This is a genomic window from Paenarthrobacter sp. TE4293 (assembly GCF_050435325.1).
Taxonomy (GTDB): Bacteria; Actinomycetota; Actinomycetes; order Actinomycetales; family Micrococcaceae; genus Arthrobacter; species Arthrobacter nitroguajacolicus_C.
In genome coordinates this window covers 1-22,904 of sequence record NZ_JBNJRY010000005.1, presented here as the reverse complement: position 1 = coordinate 22,904, position 22,904 = coordinate 1, and the positions used below count along the sequence as shown (strand labels likewise).

General features: G+C 63.8%; 20 protein-coding genes. 10 read left to right on the top strand and 10 right to left on the bottom strand.

Annotated features, from left to right (window positions below):
- Window positions 1–9: 9 nt before the first annotated feature.
- Genes QF015_RS11155 through QF015_RS11145 form a run of 3 tightly spaced genes read right to left on the bottom strand, consistent with a single transcriptional unit; the run spans window position 10 to window position 4,292 of the window.
- Complete coding sequence (locus QF015_RS11155) at window positions 10–1,272, bottom strand: DUF6986 family protein (RefSeq protein ID WP_310210167.1); 1,263 nt, start codon at window positions 1,270–1,272, stop codon at window positions 10–12.
- A 1-nt stretch (window position 1,273) separates the two neighbouring features.
- Window positions 1,274–2,872 carry a malate synthase A gene (gene aceB, locus QF015_RS11150; RefSeq protein WP_429389028.1) on the bottom strand — a complete coding sequence of 533 codons (1,599 nt, stop codon included), beginning with the start codon at window positions 2,870–2,872 and terminating at the stop codon, window positions 1,274–1,276.
- A gap of 19 nt (window positions 2,873–2,891) precedes the next feature.
- Window positions 2,892–4,292, bottom strand: coding sequence for an NAD-dependent malic enzyme (locus QF015_RS11145; protein ID WP_429389026.1), 1,401 nt, complete (start codon window positions 4,290–4,292; stop codon window positions 2,892–2,894).
- Between the two features lie 221 nt (window positions 4,293–4,513).
- Here QF015_RS11145 and QF015_RS11140 point away from each other — a divergent pair, with 221 nt between their 5' ends.
- Window positions 4,514–5,269, top strand: a complete 756-nt coding sequence (locus QF015_RS11140) for an IclR family transcriptional regulator (RefSeq protein ID WP_011776026.1) — start codon at window positions 4,514–4,516, stop codon at window positions 5,267–5,269.
- 213 nt (window positions 5,270–5,482) lie between these two features.
- Here the strand turns inward: QF015_RS11140 and QF015_RS11135 are convergent, their stop codons facing one another.
- Window positions 5,483–6,991 (bottom strand): nucleobase:cation symporter-2 family protein, encoded by a 1,509-nt coding sequence (locus QF015_RS11135; protein WP_310210154.1) that lies wholly within the window; start codon window positions 6,989–6,991, stop codon window positions 5,483–5,485.
- Window positions 6,992–7,151: 160 nt separating this feature from the next.
- Window positions 7,152–8,066: a factor-independent urate hydroxylase gene (gene pucL / locus QF015_RS11130; protein WP_011776023.1), complete on the bottom strand. Its 915-nt coding sequence runs from the start codon at window positions 8,064–8,066 to the stop codon at window positions 7,152–7,154.
- 370 nt (window positions 8,067–8,436) lie between these two features.
- Here pucL and QF015_RS11125 point away from each other — a divergent pair, with 370 nt between their 5' ends.
- A complete protein-coding gene (locus QF015_RS11125; protein ID WP_014922716.1) occupies window positions 8,437–8,613 on the top strand; it encodes a hypothetical protein in 177 nt (58 codons plus the stop codon).
- A 268-nt stretch (window positions 8,614–8,881) separates the two neighbouring features.
- Here QF015_RS11125 and QF015_RS11120 read toward each other — a convergent pair whose 3' ends face one another.
- The gene (locus tag QF015_RS11120) at window positions 8,882–9,784 is read right to left on the bottom strand and encodes a type IV toxin-antitoxin system AbiEi family antitoxin domain-containing protein (RefSeq protein WP_429389024.1); all 903 of its coding nucleotides are present in this window, start codon (window positions 9,782–9,784) and stop codon (window positions 8,882–8,884) included.
- A 536-nt stretch (window positions 9,785–10,320) separates the two neighbouring features.
- On the opposite strand from QF015_RS11120, the gene QF015_RS11115 reads away from it, so the two are divergent.
- Together QF015_RS11115 and QF015_RS11110 are read left to right on the top strand one after the other, a co-directional pair.
- On the top strand, window positions 10,321–10,734 hold the full coding sequence (locus QF015_RS11115; RefSeq protein ID WP_429389022.1) for a hypothetical protein: 414 nt from the start codon (window positions 10,321–10,323) through the stop codon (window positions 10,732–10,734).
- A gap of 22 nt (window positions 10,735–10,756) precedes the next feature.
- The gene (locus QF015_RS11110) at window positions 10,757–11,767 is read left to right on the top strand and encodes a hypothetical protein (protein ID WP_429389020.1); all 1,011 of its coding nucleotides are present in this window, start codon (window positions 10,757–10,759) and stop codon (window positions 11,765–11,767) included.
- A 107-nt stretch (window positions 11,768–11,874) separates the two neighbouring features.
- On the opposite strand, the gene QF015_RS11105 is transcribed toward QF015_RS11110, so the two are convergent.
- On the bottom strand, window positions 11,875–13,218 hold the full coding sequence (locus QF015_RS11105; protein WP_429389017.1) for an 8-oxoguanine deaminase: 1,344 nt from the start codon (window positions 13,216–13,218) through the stop codon (window positions 11,875–11,877).
- A 412-nt stretch (window positions 13,219–13,630) separates the two neighbouring features.
- Here QF015_RS11105 and QF015_RS11100 point away from each other — a divergent pair, with 412 nt between their 5' ends.
- The 5 genes from QF015_RS11100 to QF015_RS11080 all read left to right on the top strand — a co-directional run bounded on the left by QF015_RS11100 (window position 13,631) and on the right by QF015_RS11080 (window position 21,071).
- Window positions 13,631–14,125: a nucleoside deaminase gene (locus tag QF015_RS11100; protein WP_017200639.1), complete on the top strand. Its 495-nt coding sequence runs from the start codon at window positions 13,631–13,633 to the stop codon at window positions 14,123–14,125.
- Between the two features lie 15 nt (window positions 14,126–14,140).
- Window positions 14,141–15,697, top strand: coding sequence for an NCS2 family permease (locus QF015_RS11095; protein WP_310210139.1), 1,557 nt, complete (start codon window positions 14,141–14,143; stop codon window positions 15,695–15,697).
- Window positions 15,698–16,022: 325 nt separating this feature from the next.
- A complete protein-coding gene (locus tag QF015_RS11090; RefSeq protein WP_429389015.1) occupies window positions 16,023–17,315 on the top strand; it encodes an XdhC family protein in 1,293 nt (430 codons plus the stop codon).
- Entirely contained in the window at window positions 17,306–18,244 is a 939-nt protein-coding gene (locus tag QF015_RS11085; RefSeq protein WP_429389013.1) for an FAD binding domain-containing protein, read from the top strand. Before QF015_RS11090 ends, QF015_RS11085 begins: the two co-directional genes overlap by 10 nt.
- Window positions 18,234–21,071, top strand: coding sequence for a molybdopterin-dependent oxidoreductase (locus QF015_RS11080; protein WP_429389011.1), 2,838 nt, complete (start codon window positions 18,234–18,236; stop codon window positions 21,069–21,071). The genes QF015_RS11085 and QF015_RS11080 overlap by 11 nt, the downstream gene beginning before the upstream one ends.
- Window positions 21,072–21,128: 57 nt before the next feature.
- Here QF015_RS11080 and QF015_RS11075 read toward each other — a convergent pair whose 3' ends face one another.
- Entirely contained in the window at window positions 21,129–21,596 is a 468-nt protein-coding gene (locus QF015_RS11075) for a GNAT family N-acetyltransferase (RefSeq protein ID WP_429389009.1), read from the bottom strand.
- 20 nt (window positions 21,597–21,616) lie between these two features.
- Window positions 21,617–22,255: a nicotine blue oxidoreductase gene (nboR, locus tag QF015_RS11070; RefSeq protein ID WP_429389007.1), complete on the bottom strand. Its 639-nt coding sequence runs from the start codon at window positions 22,253–22,255 to the stop codon at window positions 21,617–21,619.
- Window positions 22,256–22,416: 161 nt separating this feature from the next.
- Here nboR and QF015_RS11065 point away from each other — a divergent pair, with 161 nt between their 5' ends.
- Complete coding sequence (locus QF015_RS11065; RefSeq protein ID WP_044569301.1) at window positions 22,417–22,608, top strand: YegP family protein; 192 nt, start codon at window positions 22,417–22,419, stop codon at window positions 22,606–22,608.
- An 86-nt stretch (window positions 22,609–22,694) separates the two neighbouring features.
- Here the strand turns inward: QF015_RS11065 and QF015_RS11060 are convergent.
- A partial coding sequence (locus QF015_RS11060; RefSeq protein ID WP_310210122.1) for a hypothetical protein occupies window positions 22,695–22,904 on the bottom strand: 210 nt, incomplete at its 5' end.

Here is a 22,904-nt window from a genome sequence, read left to right as displayed (position 1 = left end):
ATGCTCCTATCAGTGCGAAGTTGGTTGTGCGAGCCGCGGGTGCGCCAGTGCGGTCAGCTGTGGAAGTTCGACGCCGGCAAGCGCCTTGACCTCGTCGGTCCCCACCGCGCCGCACTGGACGCCGCGGAGGACGAAGCCGGCAAGCGCGCGGGCGGTGGCGGGCTCATCCATGACACCGCCTTCGGTGCGTTCCACATAGTTGCGGAGGCGGAGCGCCGCGGCGGGCAGGCCTTCGCGGTAGAAAGCGTACGACGCCGAGAAGCGGCTGGGCAGTTGGGCGGCGTGGAGATCCCACCCTTGGTAGTAGCCGTTTTCCAAGGAACGTCGGACCAGTCGGCCGTGCAGTTTCCAGGCATCCTCCACGCCGTCGCCGACGGGAATGATGTTGGTGGAACCGTCGGAGAGACGGATGCCCGTGCCGGCAACAGCGAGCTGCATGACTTCCTTGGCGAAGTCGGCCACCGGGTGCTCCATGGACTGGTATTCCGCGGAGATTCCCAGTGATGCGCTGTAGTCGTAGGTCCCGTAGTGCAGGGCGCTGATGCGGCCCGGCACAATGTGGGGCAGCTGGGCTACAGGCGAGGTGCCGTCAGCACCGATGATGAGCTGCGGCGTTTCCACCTGGACCTCGAAGCGGAGCCGGCCGGCGGGGAGTCCGTGGACTTCCTCGAGGCGGGACACTGCGTAGTCCATGGCCTGAACCTGGGCCACCGTGGTGACCTTGGGCAGGGTGAGGATCAGTCCGTCGGGGAGTTCCCCGGCCTGGGCCAACGTGGAGACGAACAGGTCCAAGGTCTTCAGACCGCGGGCCCGGGTGGGGGCTTCGAAGCACTTGAAGCGGATGCCGATGAACGGCGGAGCTGTTCCGGCCGAAACCGCAGCCGCAACGGCGTTGGCGGCAGCAACGGCGTCGGCGTCTTCTGCCTCGTCGCCGCGGTCGCCGTAGCCGTCTTCAAAGTCCAAGCGCAGGTCTTCGATCGGTTCGGCAGAGAGCTTGGCAGCCACACGCTCCGCTACAGCGGCAGCCAGGTCAGTCTCCTGGCCCAGCAGCCGGCCGAGCTTTTCGAGGCCGCCGTGGGCTTCCGCCGTCGCGAGTGCCTGGGCGCCCCACTCTGCCGCGAGGGAGGGCGTGAAGCGGTCAGCCGGGATGTAGACGGTGTGGATGGGCTGGCGTGAGCCGTCGTCGCCGGGGTAGTTGCGGTCCAGCAACTGGTCCGTCGCCTCCAGCTGGGACTCGATGTGAGCCAGATCGGATGCAGAGAATGAACCCATCTCAGCCCACCAGTTCGTAGGCGGGAGTGGTGAGGAAGTCTGTGTAATCGTCGGACAGACAGATATCCTCAATCAGCTTGGACGCCGGCTCGTAATACTTGGTGAAGTTCTCGTCGCCGAACTCGATGCGCAGGCGCTCGGTTTCTTCGCCCAGGATGCGGGTGACGAGCTCGCGGGTCACGGTGTTGCCCGTGTCAGCGAGGACGGACTTGTTGCGGATCTGCTGCCATACCTGCGAGCGGGAGATTTCCGCCGTTGCGGCATCTTCCATGAGGTTGTGGATGGCAACTGCGCCGCTGCCGGAGATCCAGACGCCGGTGTAGGCGACGGCAACGTACAGGTTCAGCCGGAGGCCTGCCTCGGTGACGTGGCCTTCGGCGGAGGCGACGTCGATCAGCTGCTCGGCCGTCACGTTCACCTCGGGCCGCTGCTTGTCCAGCTGGTTGGGACGGTCGCCCAGCACGGAATCGAACACCTCGCGGCACGTGGGAACCAGGTCCGGGTGGGCAACCCAGGAGCCGTCGAAGCCATCGTTTGCCTCGCGGGTCTTGTCGGCGCGGACCTTGTCGAAGGCCGCGGCGGTGACGTCGGGCTGCTTGCGATTGGGGATGACGGCGGCCATGCCACCCATGGCGAAGGCGCCGCGCTTGTGGCAGGTCTTGACCAGGAGTTCGGTGTAGGCGCGCATGAACGGTGCCGTCATGGCTACGGTGGCGCGGTCCGGGAGGACGAACTCTTCGCCGGCATCACGGAAGTACTTGATGATGCTGAAGAGGTAGTCCCAGCGGCCGGCGTTCAGGCCCGAGGCGTGGTCGCGCAGTTCGTAGAGGATCTCGTCCATCTCGAACGCTGCCGGGATGGTCTCGATGAGCACGGTGGCCCGGACGCTGCCCTGCGGGATGCCAAGGAAATCCTGGGCGAAGACGAAGACGTCGTTCCAGAGGCGTGCCTCCAGGTGGCTCTCCATCTTGGGCAGGTAGTAGTACGGGCCGTGGCCGTTGAGGAGCAGCTGCTTGGCGATGTGGAAGAAGTGCAGGCCGAAGTCCACCAGCGCACCCACGGCGGGTTCGCCGTCGATCAGCAGGTGCCGTTCCTCCATGTGCCAGCCGCGGGGGCGGGCGACAACGACAGCCAGGGGAGCGTCCGTGCGAAGTCGGTATTCCTTGCCTTCCGGCGAGGTGTAGCTCAGGGTTCCCTGGGCGGCGTCGCGAAGGTTGAGGATGGCGTCGATCACGTTGGACCACGTGGGCGTGCTGGCATCTTCGAGGTCCGCGAGCCACACCTTGGCGCCGGAGTTCAGGGCGTTGATGGCCATTTTGGCCGGAGTAGCCGGACCCGTCATCTCAACGCGGCGGTCCTGCAAGGCTGCCGGCGCCTCGGCAACCTTCCAGTCGCCGTCGCGGATGTCCTGGGTCTCCGGAAGGAAGTCCAGGCGGGACGTGTCGGCAACCTTCTGGCGCTTGACCTTGCGGGCTTCAAGGAGGTCGTTGCGGGTGCCGGCGAAGCGCTTGTGCAGTTCCTCGACGAAGGCCAGTGCCTTGGGGGTGAGGATTTCCTCGGCGCGATCGATCGGCCGGGGATCGGTGACTGTGATAGCCATGTGAGCGGATTCCTTTTTTCTAGAGTGCGCTGGCGGCGTTGGCATGCGCAGCTGCTGCTACGGCACTGGCCACATCGGCGGCAACATGGGGATCGAAGACGCTGGGGATAATGTAACTCGCGTTCAGCTCATCGTCAGCTACCCGGTTGGCAATGGCCTCGGCTGCGGCCACCAGCATGTTCGGCGTGATGTCCGATGCACCGGCGTCCAACAGGCCGCGGAAGAAGCCGGGGAAGGCCAGCACGTTGTTGATCTGGTTCGGGAAGTCGCTGCGGCCGGTAGCAACCACGGCTGCGTGCTTCGACGCGATCACCGGATCGATTTCCGGCGTGGGGTTGGCCATGGCGAACACGATTGCGTCCTCGGCCATGGAAGCCACCTGCTCTTCGCCGATCACGTGCGGGGCACTGACGCCGATGAAGACGTCCGCACCCTTGAGAGCATCGTGCAAGGTGCCGGAGAACCCTTCTTCGTTGGTGTTCGCGGCGATCCAGCTGCGGTGCTCGTCGTCGTACTTCTCGCCCGAGTGGATGGCGCCGGAGCGGCCGGCAGCGATGATGTGCTGAGCGCCCTGGGCCTTGAGGAGCTGGATGATGGCCGAGCCGGCAGCGCCAACGCCCGAAACCACGATCTTGACCTCGGAAAGCTTCTTGTCCACCACGCGGAGGGCGTTGACCAGGGCAGCGAGCGTGACGATTGCCGTACCGTGCTGGTCATCGTGGAACACCGGAATGTCGAGTTCCTCGCGGAGGCGGTTCTCGATCTCGAAGCAGCGCGGTGCTGCGATGTCTTCGAGGTTGATGCCACCGTAGACCGGGGCCATGGCCTTGGCGATCATGATGATCTCTTCGGTGTCCTGGGTGTCCAGGCAGACCGGCCAGGCGTCAACATTGGCGAACTGCTTGAACAGCGCAGCTTTGCCTTCCATGACGGGCAGCGCGGCGGCGGGACCGATGTTGCCCAAGCCCAGGACAGCCGAGCCGTCGGTCAGGACGGCGATGGTGTTGCGCTTGACCGTCAGATTGCGGGCAGCTGCCGGGTCTTCTGCGATCGCCAGGCAAACACGGGCGACGCCGGGAGTGTAGGCGCGTGAAAGATCGTCGCGGTTGCGCAGGGCTACTTTGGGGACGACCTCGAGCTTGCCGCCGAGGTGCATGAGGAAGGTGCGGTCCGAGACGTGCTGGACGGTGACGCCGTCGAGGGCATTCAGGGCGTCTTTGACGCGGGCTGCGTGGTCGTCGTCGGTGGTGTTGCAGGTGACGTCAACAACGATCGTCTCGTGGTGGGATTCCGTGACGTCCAGCGCGGTGATTGCTGCACCGGCTGCGCCGACGGCTGCTGCCAGCTCGCTGGTAGCGGTGAAGCTCGACGGTGCGGCGACGCGCAGGGTGATCGAGTTTCCGGGGCTCGGATTCGCCATTGAAATTCCTCCTGTTAGGCCCGTTCCCGGGCCGCCGTTCCAAACTGAATGTTTTCGTATTATGGATATTATTATCTACAAAGTGGAAACACAACCCCCTGCTTGGTCATGTTCGGTGTCGTCGCGCAGGTACGCGCTGTGCTGTATGTTGGGTGTTCTAAGCAATTCTTTTCACGATGCGGATAAGAGTTGTCGGAATCTGAGTCATTGGAGACAAGGGAATGGCTGAAAAAGCCTCCGGAGGCGTGCAGTCCGTTGAGCGCGTCTTTGAACTGCTGGAACTGATCACGGACGCAGGCGGCGACGTCACCCTGAGTGAGCTTTCGTCGTCCACCGACCTGCCCTTGCCCACCATCCATCGGCTTTTGAGGACCTTGGTATCGCTGGGCTACATCCGCCAGCTGCCCAACCGCCGCTACGCCCTGGGCCCCCGCCTTATCCGGCTTGGTGAAGGTGCCAGCAAGCAGCTCGGTGCCGTAGCCCGTCCGCAGTTGAAGACCTTGGTGGAACGCCTCGGCGAGACCTCCAACATGGCCGTCCTCGATTCCGACATGGTCATTTACGTGGCCCAGGTGCCGTCCATGCACTCCATGCGCATGTTCACCGAAGTGGGCCGCCGCGCCCACACGCACGATACCGGGGTGGGCAAAGCCATCCTCGCCCAGCTGGACGACGAAGTAGTCCGCGGAATCGTGGCCCGCACCGGCATGCCCACGCCTACGGCCAAGAGCATCGGCGACATCGACTCCCTGCTTGCGGACCTCAAGCTGATCCGCGAACGTGGCTATTCCATTGACGAGGAAGAGCAGGAGCTTGGCGTGCGCTGCTTCGCCATGGCCGTGCCCAACGCACCCACCCCCACCGCGATCTCCGTCTCCGGCCCAATCACCCGCGTGGACCAGAGCTTCGCCGACCGCGCCGTGCCCATGTTGCGTGAGGCTGCGATGGCGATCTCCGCGGAGCTCAACCAGAACTAACTTCCCACCCGCGCTTCCAGTGCGCGAGGTGGCAAAAGATGGCAATGTTCCCCAGGAATATTGCCATCTTTTGTCGTTTCGGCGCGGTCTTTGAGCGGCCAGGTGACCGAGCCGCAAAAGGCGAGTGCCGTCGTCGTACATTCCACCCGGGCGACAAAAGGCGGCAGTGTCCCCCAAGGAAAACACTGCCGCCTGTTCGTTCGCCGGCGGGAGTTAGTGCTCAGAAGCGCTGGACGTCTTGAGCGGGACTTCCTTGCCGTCGGCGTCGATCAGCTTGCCGTTCTCGAAGCGGTCGCCTTCGCTGAGGCACTTGATGTCCTCTTCGCTGACGATCCGGTCGGTTCCCGCGACGAACACCGACTGGTTGTCCGAGTTGCCGGCCTTGAAGTGGTTGAACAGGATGTTCAGCAGGATGGCCATGACGGCTGCCGAGCTGATGCCGGAGTGGAAGATCGTGGCGAACCAGGAGGGGAACTGGTCGTAGAACTTCGGGGCTGCGATCGGGATCATGCCGAAGCCGATCGACGCCGCCACGATGATCAGGTTCATGTTGTTCTTGTACTCGACCTTGGCCAGGGTGCGGATACCGCTGGCCGCGACCGTACCGAACAGCACGACGCCGGCGCCGCCCAGGACAGGCGTCGGGACCGCTGCGACAACCCGGCCCAGGACCGGCAGGAGGCCGAGGATCACCAGGATGAGGCCGCCGGCGCTGACGACGAAGCGGCTCTTGATGCCCGTAATGGCCACGAGGCCCACATTCTGGGCGAAGGCGCTCTGCGTGAAGGAGTTGAACAGCGGGGAGATGGCGCTGGAGAGCATGTCTGCGCGGAGGCCGTCGCCGATGCGGCGGGAGTCCACCTTGGTGTCCACGATCTCGCCGACAGCGATGATGTCTGCCGAGGTCTCGGTCAGGGTCACCAGGATGACGATCAACATGGAGATGATCGCGGCGATTTCAAAGGTCGGAGCGCCGAAGGCAAAGGGTGTGGGGAAAGCAACGATGTCGCCCTGGCCAACCTTGGAGAAGTCAGCCATGCCGGCCACCAACGCAATGATGGTGCCGATGACCATGGCCAGCAGGATCGAGAGCCGGGAAATGGCGGCATTGCCGACCTTGCTCAGGAGGAGAACGACGCCCATGGTTGCTGCTGCGAGGCCGATGTTGGCCATGCTGCCGTAGTTGTCTGCCTTGGCGTTGCCGCCCATGGCCCAGTTTGCTGCAACCGGCATGAGCGTCAGGCCGATGGTGGTGATCACCGTGCCGGTGACAACCGGCGGGAAGAACTTGATGATTTTGGAGAACAGGGGGGTGATCGCCAGGCCAATCAGCGATGCCACAATGACTGAGCCGAACACCGCTTGGATTCCGCCGCCGCCTTGGACGATGGCCACCATGGTGGAAACGCCTGCGAAGGAGACGCCCTGGACCAGCGGCAACTGCGAGCCGAAGAACGGAATGCCGACCGTCTGCAGGATGGTGGCCAGGCCGCCAACGAACAAACAAGCGGCGATGAGGAGGCCGATGTCCTGCGAGGACATGCCGGCGGCCGCACCGATGATCAGCGGCGGGGCAATGATTCCGCCGTACATGGTGAGGACGTGCTGGAAGCCGTAAGCGAAAGTGCTTCCAAGGGAGAGGCGCTTGTCTTCGGGGCGTTCCGACTGATGTTTCTGTGCCGAGGCGGTATTCGCAGGGCGGGACTTCTTCTTGATGTTCATGGCAGACTTCCTGGGTTCATGGCAGACGTCTTCGTCTGGCTAACTGTGTCTGGCTAACAAAATCTCTGGGTTTTGGGGTTGGGTTTGTGTGCAGATCCTTTGCGGGGCGCAAGTGGCGGGACCTGCACACAAACCCTCGGGTGGTGCGGTTTAGTGCGGTTTAGCAGAAGCCGGCGATGCCGCTCCAGGCAACCGGTGCAGCTTCGATGTTCTCGCGCTGGACGGTTGCTTCGATGAGGCCGTACGGGCGATCCGCGGCGAAGAAGACCTCGTTGGGGTTGTCCAGGCCGAACGGGCTCAGGTCAACCAGGAAGTGGTGCTTGTTGGGCATGGAGAACTTGATTTCATCCACTTCGCTGTGTGCTTCGAGGACCTTCTTGCCCATGTCGAACAGCGTCTGCTGCAGGGCGTGGGAGTAGTTTTCGGTGAAGCCTTCCAGCAGGAGGGCCTTGATGTCCTCGTAGCTCTTGTTGAAGTCCGTACCGGCGAAGTCCAGGTTGGTGTTGTAGCGCCAACGGGCGGATACATCGGTGGCCAGGATGCGGTCGGTGGTCTCCGGGAGGGTGGTGTACTTGTCGCGCGGGTAGCCGACAAAACCGGACTGCGTGGTCTTGAGGACGGTCAGGTCCTTGAGGCCGGAAATCAAGTGCGTGGTGGCGCCATCGCGGACGACGACGGCGGTACGCACCTCTTGTCCGTTGCGGACGAAGCTGTGGTCGTGTCCCTCACCGTGGGCCTGGATACGGTCCCAGCTGTAGGCTTCGGCTTCCCAGCGGCCGCCGGTGACCCAGTCGAAGCCGCCGGTGAAGTGGTCTGCCAAGCGCAGGAGGAAGGACTCGGGGGAGCCGATGCCTTCACGGGCGAATGCGTAGACCGTGTTCTTCTGGGTGTCGGTGGCTACGACGTGGCCGTTGTCGCCTTCGAGGTGGGCTGCCTGGAAATCGCCGCGCAGCTGCGAGGTGACGTTCAGGTCTTCGATGTGGTGGCGGTCCGTATCCCGAGTGACCTTGACGACGCGGACTTCTGCTTTGCCGTACTGGTTTTCGCCGAGGACGATGTTGTTGCTCATGGTCATATCCCAACTTCTGTGAGGTGGAACCTAGGTTCCATCAATGAAATTAAGCGCGTGTTTCCACCGCGTTTCTGGTGGAGTCGACCCAACAAAAAAGAGCCGACATCCATTGATGCCAGCTCATTACGACCCTGCCTGCTGCTCTCAGGTTACGTGACCTACGCCACGAACTGATTCGAGAGTAGCGCATGATTTCGGCCTGTGTATACGGGTTCCCAAGGATCGTTATGAACCACCCAAATGTGACCGGGGCAACTCACTTGGCTCCGGACGGGGTCTTGACGGCTCGTTTCACAGCTGCCTACACTTTCCACATAACAATAAAAGATTTCCGAAGAGCGGAAACTGTATGCACTGGAAAGAGGAGGAACAGATGGACTCGAAGGATACGAACAACGTCGTGGAATTCCCTGCACCGGGTCAGGAACTGTACCTGCCCTTCGGTGCAACAGATCCGGACTTCTACATTCCGGCCGACTGTGACCGTAAAGCCGGCGGGTTCTCCCGCTGGTTGCGCGCACTCCCGGTGTTCGGCCGGCAGCGCCCCTAGATCCCCGGCGGCCCCCTTTCCTCGCAAGCTCGGACAGGGAACCCTGCCGCCGTGGGCCCTACTCGGAAGGGGCGCGGACTCTGCGCAACAGAGCCAACGAGGCGGGCGATACCTGGGGAGGTATCGCCCGCCTTTTCCTGTGCTGCCGCCTGCCGCGGCCTGCTTCCGGGCGTGCGGATGGCCCGTTTCGATGCTTCGCTGCGCATCGTGCCGTGCGATCGGCGTCTTGCGCAGCAAACCCCCGAAATGGGGGGGGGCACGGTACGACCTAACTGGTGTTGCGTAAAACTCCAAGCACCGTTGTCTTGAACTCCTGCTCCCGAAACAAGTGCTGCCATCTGATTCGAACGAACTTCCAGCCCTGTGCCATGAGGGCCTTTTCGCGCTGGCGTTCCTTGTAGATGACCTCGGCGGTGGGCGCGTAGTCGAAGTACTTCACCTTCCCGTCGAACTCCAAGGCAACCTTCTTGTTCCGCCAAGCAAAGTCCAGACGATGACGACCCTCAGAGGATGACACCTCCACTTGCAGTTCGGGAAGATCGATCCGTAACCGGTGGAGCAGTTCGCGGGTCAGGGTTTCGCCTGGTGACTCGGAGCGCGCGTCCGCATTCTCCAATGCCCGGCGTAGGGCGACGACTCCGTTGCGCCCGGCCAACGACTCGCACACCCGTTGCAGCTTTGAGGCGTCGGCGCCTTTGCGAAGGGCGTGGTCCATCAACACCAATGATTGCTTGTAGCTCAGCAAGAGACAGCAGTCAGCAACGGTTCGTTCCAGGGATGTGCAAGGCATGCCGTCGATAACCATCGTTTCGGTGGTTTCAAGTGCACCAGTATGCGCCACAACATCGTGGCCATGGGACGAGCGCGATGCTGTTGAACCGGTGGTGATGTGCACGTGGTCATCCACGTCCCAGAGAAACAATCCGTGCAGGCGCGCTGCCGAGGTGTGGCTGTAGACCAAGCCGCCGGTCGACGTCGTCAGCGTTCCGTGAGCGTGCGCAGCAATCAGTTGCCGGCTGCGCACCCAGGGTTTTTGAACGGCCCACGTACTGCCTCGGATGTAGCAACCCCGGCGTAGCCGTACCAGATCGCCGATACGCACCAGGGCGGCAATCCTTCTGTCGTTGAACCCCAGTTCATGGAGCTCGTTGGTCCGCCACAAATCCATCATCGGGGGAGACTCTTTTCGTTGGTGTTCGCCATGGAACAAGCCTTGGAGGAAAGTGGTGACACGAACAGGAGCATGCTGCCCTATGTGGAAATGCCCGATTCGATGGCTCGCTGCGAGCTGTGCCGATCGAACGGCATGGTTCGCAGCGAAGCATCGAAACGGCGGAATGTGACCTGCGTAACAATCGGCAGGGTGCTTAGGGTCTCGCGTAAGCTGGGCTGACGGCCACCCTCGTGGGTCTTGGAGGCCGTGGCGACCCTGACTGTGGGGTTGCGTTTGCTCGCTCGATGGCGCCGGGCCTAACGTCCGCACGCGTCGCACCGCAGCATGTCGAGTAATAGCTGATGCTCGTCATCGAGCAGTGCCGGGTCACGTTCCCCGGCCGAAAATCCCTGCCTCGGCAGGTGACAACGAGAGCCGGGTGTGGGGATTCCGGCAACGCAGCAGCCTGTTTGTGACTGCTACCCCAAAGGAACACATGTCATGAAACTCAAGGTCTCAATGCTTGGGGCGGTGATCGCGTTGGCCCTGGCAGGGTGCACGACGCCGACACCGACACCGACAACAACCGCCACGGAAGCATCGCCGAGTCCGACTACCGTAAGCCCGGCGCCTTCGCCGACGGAGACGAGCGAAGGCCCGACGCCTTCGCCGACCGCCACGAGCGAAAGCCCGACCCCGACGCCTTCGCCGACGGCCACCACTGCAAGCCCGACCCCGACGCCTTCGCCGACGGCCACCACTGCAAGCCCGACCCCGACGCCTTCGCCGACGGCCACCACGGCCACCCCGACCCCAACCCCGACCCCGTCTCCAACCACTGGGACCCTCGCCAACCTGGCCCGGGTTCCTTGGGACGGAGGGCCTGCGTACTGGGCGAAATTCCCGGGTGCGGCGAAGCTGAACAACCCCAACCTGTTCCCGGTCAGTGTCTACTACGGCAAACCTGAGCACGCCGCCCAGTTGAAGGACATGGGCGTGAATGTGTACCAGAACGCCGAACACGACGGCTCCACCATGGCTTCCATCACCAACACGGGGATGCTGGTCATCGCCGGCACGGAGTGGTCCCGTGCCGAAGTGGGCAGCAACGCCGGAGTAGTCGGTTGGGACACTTACGACGAGTGCGACATGCTCGGCCTCGGCTGCAACGGTTCAACGTATGAGCAGAACCTTCAGCAGATGAGGAACAAGGTGGCCCAGATCCGGGGGTTCAACGACGGCAGGTTCGCCTTCGCCAACTATTCCAAGGGCATCCTGGGTACGTATTGGGCTCCGGGGCTCATGGATGATTTCATGGCCGCTGTGGACGCGGCATCCGTGGACAACTACATGTACGCCCGGGCGGATCTTCAGGATGAGTTGAACCGGACCCCGGCGTGGCCGCAGGGCGCAGAGGCAGCCTCCTCGGCGGCCTATGGCTGGCAATTGGACCAAATGCGAAGCTTCCAGTCGCCACCGGGCATCCATCCCAACTGGATTTTCGTTGAGTCGGCCAAACCGTTCCTGAATGCCTCCAACGACCGCACCATCACGCCCGAACAGATGGAAGGCGCCATGTGGTCCGGCATCATCCATGAGGCACGCGGAATCAGCATTTTCCAGCACAACAACAATGGCCAGGCAGGATTCGGGACGTATTCGCTTGTCCAAGCACCGGATGACCGGAAGGCGAAGATCAAGGCCGCCCTCGCCGGTATCCAGTCCTTGGCGCCTGTCCTCAACACGCAAAGTTATGTGTGGGACGCGGGTGCCGCAGGTACGGACACAATGCTCAAAGCCAAGGATGGCAACGCATATCTCTTCGCTGGCATCGGCTTGAACGGCAGCACAGGTTCCAAGATCTTCACGCTCCCGGCCGGAATCACCGGCTCGCAGGTGGAGGTTGTGGGCGAAAACCGGACCATCGCCGTGCAGAACGGTAAGTTCACGGACTCGTTCGCGAACGAGTACACGCACCACATTTACAAGGTCACGATCTAACACAACAGGCGGTCGGCAGCGAGATCGCCGCAAAAGTGCGAAATCGCCGGAACGTTCCCTGTGAAATGGACGCGTTCCGGCGATTTCGCGCAAGCAACGACAAAAACCTACCCCGCCACCAACTTCCGCGCCGCCGCCGAGTGCTCAGCGATGAGCCCCGCCACGTCCAGCCCCGGAATCGCGCCGTCAATTACCCGCCAAGCACCCCCCACCATCACGCGGTCGGCGCGGTCGGCTCCGCAGAGCAGCAACGCGGCAACGGGGTCGTGGCTGCCCGAGAAACGCAAGGAATCGGGTTTGAACAAAGCCAAGTCCGCCTGCAACCCCGGAGCAAGTTGGCCGATGTCGGACCGACCCAAAACCGCTGCAGACCCGCGTGTGGCCCACCCAAGGGCGCGCTCAACGGGAACGGAAGCGCCGTAGCGGAGCCGCTGCAGATACAGGGCCTGCCGGGCTTCGAGGATCATGTTGGAGGCATCGTTCGACGCCGATCCATCCACTCCCAGCCCCACGGGAACACCCGCCGCCTCAAGTTCCAGGACGCGCGCGGTCCCGGAGGCCAGCCGCATATTGGACGTGGGGCAGTGCGCGACGGCGGTGCCCGCAGCTCCCAGCCTGGCGATCTCCTCGTCGTTGAAGTGGATGCCGTGTCCAAGCCATGTACGTGATCCCAACCAGCCGACAGACTCCAAATAGTCAACGGTCCGCAGGCCAAACATGGACCGGCAGAAGTCTTCCTCGTCGATGGTTTCGGCAAGGTGCGTGTGCAGCCGGACGTCGTACCGTTCGGCCATGACCGCAGATTCGGCCATGATTTCCTTGGTCACCGAGAAAGGCGAGCACGGGGCAAGCGCGATCTGCACAACAGCCCCGTCACCGGTCTCGTGGTACTGGCGAATCAGCCGTTCGCTGTCCGCAAGGATCGCCTCAGGTGACTGGACCGTGGTCCGGGGCGGCAGCCCGCCGTCGTCCTCTCCCAAGGTCATGGAACCGCGCGTCAGCGTGGCACGCATCCCCATGGCACGTACCGCGGCGACCTCGATGTCGATGGCGTCTTCCATGCCGTCGGGGAAGAGGTAGTGGTGGTCGGCGGCAGTGGTGCAGCCGGACAGCAGCAGCTCGGCCAGTGCAACCTGGACGGCAAGCTCAAGGCTCCGGGGCGTCAGCCGTGCCCACACCGGGTACAGATTCTGCAGCCACGGGAACAGGGGAGCGTTGGCTACGGGACCCCAGGCGCGCGTGAGGGTTTGGTAGAAGTGGTGGTGCGTGTTGACGAGCCCGGGGAGAACCACGTGGGAGGAGGCGTCAAAGACGGTTGCGGGAGAAGAAGGCTGCCCGCCCGAAGGCACCAGCTCCGTGATTTTCCCGTCGTGAACAACCAATCCGCCGCCGGCGTCGAGGTCGTTCGCGGTGAAGATGCCCAGGGGGTTCTTGATCCAAAGGGGGGTCATGACGGGTTCCTTGTCTGGTCGGCGTGGTCGCGTTCCAGCTCAGTTAGGCCCTGTCTGCTGATCCAGGTTGCCGGGCCCGCCAGAGGCGGCCCAGTCCGAAAAGCGTAGAATGCACGACGGCGGCAGTCAACGCCCGCGGCCCGGCGACGGTCACATTCGGGGCGGGTCGCCGCGCAGTAAGTAATTTCGTATGACGAAATTAAGTTTTCAAAAAACTATGGCGCGGCTCACAAACCTGGTGCTACGCTCTAACTGCCAAAGGCGGGCACCCGGACCTCGGGAAGCTATCTACCAGGCGCAACTTAACCTTCATCGCACATGCTGAAGCCTGGTAACCAAGCTAACTGGAGCTCTTCTCTGTAGCGCCCCCAAACAGGTCACCTGGCTTCCTCAGCACTAAGGAAGTCGCAACATGAGTACAACCGTCACGGCCGAGCAATTCCTGGCCACCTCCATTGAGCTGGCAACAGCCAATGTCCTGAACAGTGGAGGCCCTTTCGGCGCCGTCATTGTTACCGCGGATGGACGAGCCTTTGAAGGCGTCAACCGCGTTACCGCCACGAATGATCCCACCGCACACGCAGAGGTCACGGCCATCCGTAACGCCTGCCGCGAACTGGGAACCTTCGATCTCAGCGGAGCAACCCTTTACACCAGCTGCGAGCCATGCCCCATGTGCCTGGCCTCCGCACTCTGGGCACGCGTTGACCGCGTGTTCTTTGCCGCAGACCGTCACGACGCCGCATCCGTCGGCTTCGACGACGCCGTCTTCTACGAGTACTTCGAGAACGACAACCGGGACGCGCTGATGCCGGTAGCCAAGCTGGAACTGGGCGACCCCCAGGCTCCGGCGGCCCTCCAGCCGTTCAACACCTGGAACACGCTTGATTCCAGGATTGACTACTAGGGCCCGGTGGCTGACATGACAATCCTGGATAATTCCGCTGAAAAGCAGGCTGCGCTCTTTCCCCAAGGAGACAGCGCAGAGCCCACAGCGGCAAAGCACACGGCAACCGGCCTGGCAGATGGCAACAAGAAGCCCCCGGTGTCGAACTCCTTCCTGGACAAGTTCTTCCAGATCTCCAAGCGTGGTTCCACGCTGGCCCGCGAATTCCGCGGCGGCCTGGTCACCTTCTTCACCATGGCGTACATCGTCATCCTGAACCCGCTCATCCTGGGCGGTTTCTCGGCCGAAAACGCTCCTGTCGACGTCGCGGGCGGTTGGCTCTCGGCAGCGCAGGTGGGGGCGGTTACGGGCCTGACTGCCGGCGTCATGACCATCATTTTCGGTCTCGTCGCCAACCTGCCCTTCGGCCTTGCAGCTGGCCTGGGCATCAACTCGTTCCTCGCCGTCGCGGTCATCCAGGAAGTCACGTGGCCGGAAGCCATGGGCCTGGTGGTCATCAACGGCATCCTGATCGTGCTCTTCGGTGCCACGGGTGCCCGGACTGCGATCTTCAAGGCAGTTCCCAAGGAACTCAAGGCCGCCATCACCGTGGGCATCGGCCTGTTCATCGCCTTCATCGGCTTCGTTGACTCCGGCTTTGTCCGCGCCACCACGGGCGGCCCGCCGGTTCAGCTCGGTGACAACGGCTCCATCACCTCCATCCCCACCCTCGTCTTCATTGTTGGACTGCTGACCATGGGCATCCTCGTGGCACGCAAAATCCAGGGCGGCCTGCTCATCGGCATCGTCGCCACCACCATCCTCGCCGCCGTTGCCGAGGCTGTCTTCCACATCGGTCCCGGCACCGCGGACAACCCGGGCGGCTGGCACCTCAACGTCCCCATCCTTTCCAGCCAGTTGGTTTCCGTCCCGGACCTCAGCCTGGTGGGCCAGTTCGACCTCTTCGGTTCGTTCGCCCGGATCGGTGGACTGGCCGCGACCATGTTGGTCTTCACCTTGGTGTTCACCAACTTCTTCGACGCCATGGGCACCATGACGGGCCTGGCCAAGAGCGCAGGCGTGGCACACAAGGACGGTACGTTCCCCAAGCTGAAGTCGGCCTTCATTGTTGAAGGCATGGGTGCAGTGGTGGGCGGCGCTACGTCCGGTTCGTCCAACACCGTGTACATCGACTCCGCAGCGGGTATTGGCGAAGGCGCCCGCACCGGCCTGGCTTCCGTGGTCACCGGACTGTTGTTCCTGGGCTCGATGTTCTTCACGCCCCTGACTTCGGTGGTTCCGCTGGAAGTTGCTGCGGCAGCACTGGTGGTGGTGGGCGCGATGATGATGGCGCAGATCCGCGAGATCAAGTTCACCAAGTTCTCCATCGCGCTCCCGGCGTTCCTGACCATCGTGACCATGCCATTGACCTACTCCATCGCCAACGGAATCGGCGTCGGCTTCATCTCCTTCGCGGTGATCAGCGCGGCGTCGGGCAAGGCCAAGAAGGTCCATCCGCTGATGTGGGTGGTCACGGCAGGGTTCATCATCTACTTCGCCCGTGGCCCGATCAACACCCTGATGGGCGTCTGACCCGGAGCCACACCCCGCGCCGGCGGGCACTCCGGCACTCCGATCGACGGTCCGTCGGTACCCACCGCACGAATAGGCGTCCGCCGTCGTCGTCCCTTTCGAACAGGCACGACGGCGGGCGGCGGCCCTGGTGACCCAGGAACGGGCGCCGACGCTCCGTCAGGGAACGGGGGCAGGGAGATGAAGCCCTTGCCCCCGTTCCTATGGACCCCACTTCTATTGATTAACCGCGACTACCTCCTCTGGAAATGAGAATATGAGGCAAGATCGCGCACTGCTCCGGCCGGGCACCCGGCCGGGACACCTGGAATAAGGATGTGTTGCCATGCTGGATCTGATGCCTTCACTGGGCAGCTGGCGGCCTGCGGTCTCCGGCCAACTGTGTGCCGTGGCCACGATCGTGGGGACCGGCGGCTCCGTGCCGCGGCCCATGGGGACCTCCATGATGGTTTCCGAACACGGCGAAATCCTGGGCAGCTTGTCCGGAGGTTGCGTTGAAGGTGCCGTCGTGGAGGCGGCGCTGGAAGCAATGCGCGACGGCGGCCCTCGCCTTGAGTCCTTCGGCTTCAGTTCCGAGGACGCCTTCGCCGTCGGGCTGACCTGTGGAGGAGAGCTGGAAGTCCACATCCAGCCGCTCGGAGCAGGATCCCAGGAACTTTCCCTTTTTACCGGACTTTCATCCATCCGCGACCAGTCCTCCCCGGCACACGCCGCCGGGTCCTCAACGGCCGTGGCACTCATCCGCAGGCTCGATGCCATAGGAGGTGCCGTCGTCGTACATGATCCGGTGCGGTTCCGCGCCATGGAATCGGAGGAACTGGCCAAGCTGGTGGGCGACCATCCCTCCACACTCTTCGCAGCGGCCGCCCAGGTGGAGCCCTTGCTCCAAGGCGGACGTGCCGGGCTGGTCCGGCTTGCCCCGCCGGAGGGGTGCATCGATGGCTGGGTCACCACGGACAGGTGGGCCGCAGAGGAACAGGAAGAAGAAACGCAGCCGGAGCCCATCACGTTGTTCGTCGAGAGCCGATTGCCGGCCGCACGGATGCTGATCTTTGGCGCCAACGACTTCGGTGCAGCGTTGCTCCCCGCCGGACAACTCCTCGGCTACAACGTCACCCTCTGCGACGCCCGGCCCGCGTTCACGGAGCAAAGCCGTTTCGCGGGTGCAGACCAGGTTGTCACCGACTGGCCGCACCGGTATGTGGAAGCCGAAGCTGCAGCACGCCGCATCGATAACCGGACCGTGGTGTGCGTCCTGACGCACGACCCCAAGTTCGACGTACCCTTGCTGGAAACCGCCCTCCGCTTCAACCTGGCCTACGTCGGCGCGATGGGCTCCCGTCGCAGCCACCGCCAACGGGTTGATGCGTTGCTTGAGGCCGGTACGACTCCGGAGGCACTCGCACGCCTTCATTCCCCGATCGGCCTGGACCTTGGGGCCGTGACGCCCGCCGAGGTGGCTGTCTCCATCACAGCAGAGATCATCGCTGAGCGCGGAAGCGGCGGAAAGGCCGGCACGCCTGGCTTCCCTTCCCTCAAAGACAGCACGGGCCCCATTCATCCAGCACCGATTCACGCAGCACCTCAACACCTCACTCAGGAGGAGCCATGGACATGAACACCATTGAGGCCGTGGTGCCCACCACCGACCCCGCGCAGTGGCGCGACGGCGATGCCTGGCTCGCCGGTGGGACGGTCCTTTTCTCCTATGGAAGCACCGTCCTCAGGCGGCTGCTGGACCTCGGCGAGGCCGGTTGGCCCGCGATCACTGTCTCGGATGCAGGAATTGAGCTCGCAGCCACCTGCACCGTGGCCGAGCTGTACGCGCTGCCGGGATCTGCCGAAGCAGCCAGTCGTGAATGGCCCGGCTTGGCGCTGATCCGCCCGTGTTGCGACTCTTTTGTGGCCTCATTCAAGATCTGGAACATGTCCACGGTGGGCGGCAACATCTGCACAGGCTTGCCGGCCGGTCCCATGACCTCGCTCTGCGCCGGGCTCGACGGCGTCGCCACCATCCTCGGCCGGGACGGCACCAGTCGTAACGTGCCGGTGGCCGACGTCGTGACCGGAGATATGCAGACCATCCTGGCCCCGGGGGAGTTGCTGCGCAGCATCCACTTGCCCGCCGGGGCGTTGTCCGCACGGGTGGCCTTCCGCCGTTTGTCCCTGAGCAACCTCGGCCGCTCCGGGGTCTTGCTGATCGGGCGGCTGGACTCCGACGGGGGCCTGATCATCACCGTCACCGCGTCCACCAAAAGGCCGGTACAGCTGAGGTTCGCCGCCGGGCAGGTTCCCGACGCCGGGACGCTGGCAGACGCCGTTGGCGATTCCATTCCCTGGCCGCTCTACCACGACGACATCCACGGGCTCCCTGCCTGGCGCCGCGACATGACCTTCAAGCTGGCAGAGGAAATCCGGGCCGAGCTTTTGGGCGAGTCGATGGCCGTCTCCGGCGATTTCTGGCCGCCGCACGACACTTCGCCCCAGCCGTCCACCCAGCCCGCACTACCCACCACCCAGCAGAAGGAGGCCCCGAATGGCAATTGAGATCAACGGAACTGCCTCGCAGGCCACACCCCGCCCCGGCCAGTGCCTGCGCACGTTCCTCCGCGAAGAGGGCAACTTCGGCGTCAAGAAGGGCTGCGACGGCGGCGACTGCGGTGCCTGCACGGTCCACGTCGATGGCACCCCGGTCCATAGCTGTATCTACCCGGCGGTCCGTGCGGAAGGGAAAGCAGTCACCACCATCGAGGGGCTGGCCACCGCAGAAGGCCTGCACCCTGTGCAGGAACAGTTCCTGGAGGCACAAGGTTTCCAGTGCGGTTTCTGCACCGCCGGCATGATGATGACCGCCGCAACGTTCGACGACGATCAACGGGCCAACCTGCCCCGGAACCTCAAGGGAAACCTGTGCCGTTGCACGGGGTACCGTTCCATCGCGGACGCCGTCTGTGGTCACGGCGCCGCCCAGGGGGACAACGGGCATCAGCACGACGCCGGAGCTGACGTTTCGGGGGCACAGTCGCCCGGCACGGGAGACTCCACTGTTGTGAAGGCCACCCCAGGCCAGCTCGGCGACGATGTGCCCGCCCCCGCGGGCCACGCCGTGGTCACTGGAACGGCCCGGTACACGCTGGATGTACCGGCCGATCAGCTCCCCGGCCTGCTGCACATGAAACTTCTGCGGTCTCCGTATCCGCATGCCCGTATCGTGTCCATCGACAAGGCTCCGGCGTTGGCTGTTCCCGGCGTCGTCGCGGTGTTCACCCACGAGGACGCTCCGCAGCTGCTGTTCTCCACGGCGCAGCACGAGAACTTCGCCGACGACCCCGACGACACCCTGGTCCTGGACAACGTGGTGCGGTTCATCGGGCAGCGGGTTGCCGCCGTCGTGGCCGAATCCGTGGGGGCAGCGGAGGCCGGCGCACGGGCACTGGCCGTCCAGTACGAGCTCCTGGAGCCGGTGTTCACTCCGCAGGAAGCCATCCTTCCCGGTGCCCCGGCAGTCCACGGCGAAAAGGACAGCGTCTTCTCCCGCATTTCCCGTCCGCTCCAGAATGTCGTGGCAGAGGTCCATGCCGAACTGGGCAGCGTTGCAGACGGATTCGCGGCTGCAGATTTCATCCATGAGCACACCTACCAAACCCAACGCGTCCAGCACGTGGCCATGGAAACCCACGCGTCCATTGCATGGCTGGATGAGGACAACCGCTTGGTGATCCGTTCCTCCACCCAGGTTCCTTTCCTGGTGAAACGGACCCTGAGCCGCGTGTTCAACCTGCCGCCGGAGTCCATCCGGGTGGTGGCAGGCCGGGTTGGCGGTGGGTTCGGTGGCAAGCAGGAAGTCCTCACCGAGGACCTGGTGGCGCTGGCCGCTTTGGCTCTTCGCAGGCCCGTCCAGCTGGAGTTCACCCGGACCGAACAGTTCACCGCCACCACCACGCGCCACCCCTTCACCATCCACGTGAAGGCGGGCGCCAGCAGGGACGGCTACCTCACTGCGTTGCAGCTGGACGTCCTCACCAACACCGGTGCCTACGGAAACCACGCGCCGGGCGTGATGTTCCATGGCTGCGGAGAATCGTTGGCTGTCTACAAGTGTGTGAACAAGAAAGTGGATGCCCACGCCGTTTATACCAATACCGTCCCGGCAGGGGCTTTCCGTGGCTACGGGCTGAGCCAAATGATCTTCGCGATCGAGTCAGCCATCGACGAGCTGGCTGTGGGGATTGGCATGGATCCTTTGGAGTTCAGGCTCAAGAACATGGTCCGGCCCGGCGATCACATGCTGTCCACCACGCCGGAGCCGGAAGAAGACGTGCACTACGGAAGCTACGGCCTGGACCAGTGTGTTGCTCTGGTGCGGGACGCCCTGGACCGGGGCAAGGAACGGTACCGCGCAGCCGGACTGGACGACCTCGGACCGGACTGGGTGGTGGGGGAGGGCTCGGCCCTGTCCATGATCGACACCGTCCCGCCACGCGGCCATTTCGCCCACACCCGGGTGAGCCTGGAAGCGGACGGAAGGTTCGCCGTCGACGTCGGTACAGCGGAATTCGGGAACGGCACCACAACCGTCCATGCGCAGCTGGCCGCTACTGCGCTGGCGACGTCGGCGTCCAAGGTGACGGTCCGCCAGTCCGATACCGACCTCCTGGAGCACGACACCGGGGCTTTTGGTTCGGCCGGAACCGTGGTGGCCGGTAAGGCGACACTGGGCGCGGCGCTGGAATTGGCGACGCGGATCCAGACGGTCGCCTCGTCGCTGACCGGAGCCGCGTTGACGGATTGCCGGTTGGTGGACGGCGCCGTTGAGTGCGGTGACCGCACTGTGCCCCTGAAGGAAATCGTCGACGCCGCCCGGCTGCAGGGCGTTCGCCTCGCCACCGATGGCAACTGGGGAGGCACGCCGCGCTCCGTGGCGTTCAACGTCCACGGCTTCCGGGTGGCTGTGAATACGGGCACGGGCGAGCTGCGGATCCTGCAAAGCGTGCAGGCAGCCGACGCGGGTGTGGTGGTGAATCCACGGCAATGCCGCGGCCAGATTGAAGGCGGCATCGCGCAGGCTCTCGGCGCAGTGCTGTACGAGGAAGTGAAAGTGGACGACGCCGGACGCGTCACCACGGACATCCTGCGGCAGTACCACATTCCGTCGTTCGCGGACGTGCCGCGGAGCGAGGTGTACTTCGCCACGACCAACGACTCCACTGGCCCGCTGGGCGCCAAGTCCATGAGCGAGAGCCCGTTCAACCCGGTGGCACCCGCGCTGGCCAACGCCATCCGCAATGCAACCGGGATCCGCTTCGGTGAGCTCCCCATCGCGCGGGACAAGATCTATCTGGCCCTCCGCGACCGCACCACTGCGCCCGTCTGACCCAACCGGGTAACAGCAAACGTCGCGATGAGCCCTCATTGCGACGTTTGCTGTTGCCTACGTGGATGAAACGGTGAGCTCCATGAACACGCTGTGCGGATCCAGGGTGTAATCCCCGAACGGCGGGCACTCGGTGAAGCCATGCCGGGCATAGAGCCTGCGGGCCGGAGCGAAGTACTCCTCCGTGCCGGTCTCCAGGCTGACGCGCTCGTAGCCCCGGCGAGCAGCCTCGGCCACGATGTGCTCAAGCATCAGGGTAGCCACGCCACGTCCGCGGGCACTGGCCGTGGTGCGCATCGACTTGATCTCCGCGTGCCCGGCGGACAGTGTCTTCAGCGCGCCGCAGCCCAGCAACACGCCATCCTCACGGGCTGTCCAGAACGTGATCGACTCGTGCGACAACGCCGAGTGGTCCAGTGCGTGCACGCTATCGGCCGGGGACGTGGCGAACATGTCGGCCAAGTGCTCGCTGAGGAGCTGGTGGACATCAGGGCGTGCGGGATCGTCGGTTGCAATGCGGATCATGCCCCAAATCTACCTGCCCGCTACCCGTCCAGAAGATGCAGCTGGTCCTTGGTGTCCAAGTCCTCGCCGGAGCAAAGATCGCTGCAGTCCACCAGGTCCACCAGGCCAGGATGCGCCTTGAGGAACGATCGTGCGCCCGTGTCGCCATGCGCCGCCGCAGCGGCTTCGGCGCGGAGTCCGACGTCGAAAATCACCGGGTGCCTGCGCTTCAGGCGGCCCGACTCATCAGGGTAGGCCGCTGCGGTGACCCGGCCGGGGCGGTGGCTGCCCAGCAGCCTGCTGACCGCCGTCGGGGTCAATCCGGGCTGGTCCACCAAGGCAACCATGATGCTGTTGCCCGGGGCGGCGGCGTCGATTCCGGCGCGGAACGAGCCGGCCATGCCCTTGCCCCAGTGTTCGTTTTCCACCACTGCGTAGGTGCCCAGATCGGTGCTTCGCCGTACGTGGTCGGCTTCGGCGCCGAGCACCACAACCACCTCGCGGCAACCGCCGTCGAACAGCGTGTCGGCGAGAACTTCCACCAAAGTCCGGCCGCGGAAGGGGAGCAGCGCTTTGGGACCCCGGCCCAAACGCGTGCCGGCTCCTGCAGCAAGCAGCACGCCCGTGGTGGGGGCCAGGCCGGAGTCAGTCATATCCTCACGATACGCGCGGGGGTGCATGCGGTCTCTAGCTCCTCAGGTGCTTTCGAAGAGATCTACCGATATCGGTTGTAAATTACCGATCAGTAGGGCTTTTGATGATGGGTGATGGCCGTTATCGTCGTTGAGGGAGTTATGAAGTCAGCTCGGAGACGCAACGTTGCGTGAAAGAACAGAGGAAAATGGCTGGCAGTTTTGAAATTCTCAAGGCAGGAACCAACTCATTCCGGTTCCGGCTCACCGCGGAGGATGGAACGGTCGTGGCAGTGTCGCCACAGTTTCCGAACCTTAAGGCGGTTGTTGCCGGCATCAATGCAGTCCGCGAAAACGCGGCAACAGGCTTTGTGGTCGACCGGAGGAACCTGGGCACGTGAGCGGTTCTCCGGTCCGACGCTGAAATGACAGTTGGCGGCAGTGTTCTTCACGAACACTGCCGCCAACTTTTTGTTGGTGCGGGTTGTTAGGCGTCTCCGCCTGCTCCGCCGGTGGTGCCGGCGTTCACGTCGAGCAGCTTGTAGCGGTCAATAGCGTACGACGGCGCGCCCTCCTCGACCTCGCCCCTCGCCGCCAGCAACTGGAGGGTTTTGGCGATGATGGAGTGGGTGTCGTTTTTGAAGTAGCGGCGGGCGGCTTGGCGGGTGTCGGAGAAGCCGAAGCCGTCTGCTCCGAG

Bases quoted from the DNA above. Each gene is read 5' to 3' on its own strand.
- QF015_RS11105 (WP_429389017.1), bottom strand. From the start codon at position 13,218: ATGACCCCCCTTTGGATCAAGAACCCCCTGGGCATCTTCACCGCGAAC.
- QF015_RS11110 (WP_429389020.1), top strand. From the start codon at position 10,757: ATGGGCGTGAATGTGTACCAGAACGCCGAACACGACGGCTCCACCATG.
- QF015_RS11085 (WP_429389013.1), top strand. From the start codon at position 17,306: ATGGACATGAACACCATTGAGGCCGTGGTGCCCACCACCGACCCCGCG.
- nboR (WP_429389007.1), bottom strand. From the start codon at position 22,255: ATGCACCCCCGCGCGTATCGTGAGGATATGACTGACTCCGGCCTGGCC.
- QF015_RS11065 (WP_044569301.1), top strand. From the start codon at position 22,417: ATGGCTGGCAGTTTTGAAATTCTCAAGGCAGGAACCAACTCATTCCGG.
- QF015_RS11155 (WP_310210167.1), bottom strand. From the start codon at position 1,272: ATGGGTTCATTCTCTGCATCCGATCTGGCTCACATCGAGTCCCAGCTG.
- QF015_RS11135 (WP_310210154.1), bottom strand. From the start codon at position 6,991: ATGAACATCAAGAAGAAGTCCCGCCCTGCGAATACCGCCTCGGCACAG.
- aceB (WP_429389028.1), bottom strand. From the start codon at position 2,872: ATGGCTATCACAGTCACCGATCCCCGGCCGATCGATCGCGCCGAGGAA.
- QF015_RS11100 (WP_017200639.1), top strand. From the start codon at position 13,631: ATGAGTACAACCGTCACGGCCGAGCAATTCCTGGCCACCTCCATTGAG.
- QF015_RS11125 (WP_014922716.1), top strand. From the start codon at position 8,437: ATGGACTCGAAGGATACGAACAACGTCGTGGAATTCCCTGCACCGGGT.
- QF015_RS11095 (WP_310210139.1), top strand. From the start codon at position 14,141: ATGACAATCCTGGATAATTCCGCTGAAAAGCAGGCTGCGCTCTTTCCC.
- pucL (WP_011776023.1), bottom strand. From the start codon at position 8,066: ATGACCATGAGCAACAACATCGTCCTCGGCGAAAACCAGTACGGCAAA.
- QF015_RS11140 (WP_011776026.1), top strand. From the start codon at position 4,514: ATGGCTGAAAAAGCCTCCGGAGGCGTGCAGTCCGTTGAGCGCGTCTTT.
- QF015_RS11075 (WP_429389009.1), bottom strand. From the start codon at position 21,596: ATGATCCGCATTGCAACCGACGATCCCGCACGCCCTGATGTCCACCAG.
- QF015_RS11080 (WP_429389011.1), top strand. From the start codon at position 18,234: ATGGCAATTGAGATCAACGGAACTGCCTCGCAGGCCACACCCCGCCCC.
- QF015_RS11145 (WP_429389026.1), bottom strand. From the start codon at position 4,292: ATGGCGAATCCGAGCCCCGGAAACTCGATCACCCTGCGCGTCGCCGCA.
- QF015_RS11120 (WP_429389024.1), bottom strand. From the start codon at position 9,784: ATGATGGATTTGTGGCGGACCAACGAGCTCCATGAACTGGGGTTCAAC.
- QF015_RS11090 (WP_429389015.1), top strand. From the start codon at position 16,023: ATGCTGGATCTGATGCCTTCACTGGGCAGCTGGCGGCCTGCGGTCTCC.